This is a genomic window from Streptomyces sp. UNOC14_S4 (assembly GCF_020740835.1).
Classification (GTDB): domain Bacteria; phylum Actinomycetota; class Actinomycetes; order Streptomycetales; family Streptomycetaceae; genus Streptomyces.
The window spans coordinates 1-931 of record NZ_JAINFC010000983.1 but is presented as its reverse complement, the minus strand read 5'-3'; the positions used below and the strand labels follow the sequence as shown (position 1 = coordinate 931).

The 931-nt window shown below is 70.6% G+C and carries 1 protein-coding gene; it reads left to right on the top strand.

Annotated features, from left to right (window positions below):
- Position 1 precedes the first annotated feature (1 nt).
- Positions 2 to 931: acyltransferase domain-containing protein (locus K6I34_RS37470; RefSeq protein ID WP_308294114.1), on the top strand; the 930-nt coding region annotated here is incomplete at its 3' end.

The following is a 931-nucleotide window of genomic DNA, read 5'->3' as shown; positions in this document are numbered from 1 at the left end:
GGTGGGGTTGGCGCGGTGGTGGGAGTCGTGCGGGGTGCGTCCGGCTGCTGTGGTGGGGCATTCGCAGGGTGAGATTGCTGCGGCGCATGTGGCGGGGTTGCTGTCGCTGGAGGACGCGGCGCGGGTTGTGGTGTTGCGGAGTCGGGCGTTGCGGCGGGTGTCGTCGGTGGGTGGCGGGATGCTGTCTGTCGGCATGAACGCCGAGCGTGCCGCTGAACTGGTCGCGGATGACCGTCGCTTGTCTCTGGCGGCGGTGAACGGGCCCGCCAGTGTGGTGCTGTCGGGTGACGTCGAGGCCCTGGCCGCCGTGGTCGACGTATGCGAGGCGGAGGGTGTACGCGCGCGGTGGATCCCGGTGGACTACGCGTCGCACTCGGCGCACATGGACGCGGTGCGCGACGAGGTCATGGAGCTGTCCGCGCAAGCGACGCCACGTGAGGGCGCGGTGGCGATGTACTCGACGGTGACCGGCGAGGCCGTCACTGACTCTGGGGCGCTGTCGGGCTCGTACTGGTATGAGAATCTGCGCAATACCGTTCGGCTGGATCAGGCGGTGCGTGCGGCGGTGGCGGACGGACACACGGTGTTCCTTGAGTGCAGTCCGCACCCGGGACTCGTCGTGCCCATCGCCGACCAGTTGGAAGACGTTCCGGGCGGTACGGTCCTGGAGACCCTGCGCCGTGGCGAGGGTGGTCCGGATCGGTTGGTGACGGCGCTGTCCGCCGCTTTCGTACGCGGCCTGCCCGTCGACTGGGCCGGTCAGCTCAAGCACGCCGACGCGACCACGCACGTCGACCTCCCCACCTACCCCTTCCAGCACCGCCGTTACTGGCTCGACCAGGGCGTGCGGACGGGTGACCCGGCCGGTCTCGGGCTCGTGTCCGCCGGGCACCCCCTCCTGGGCGCGGCGGTGAACTCGGCCCACGACGGC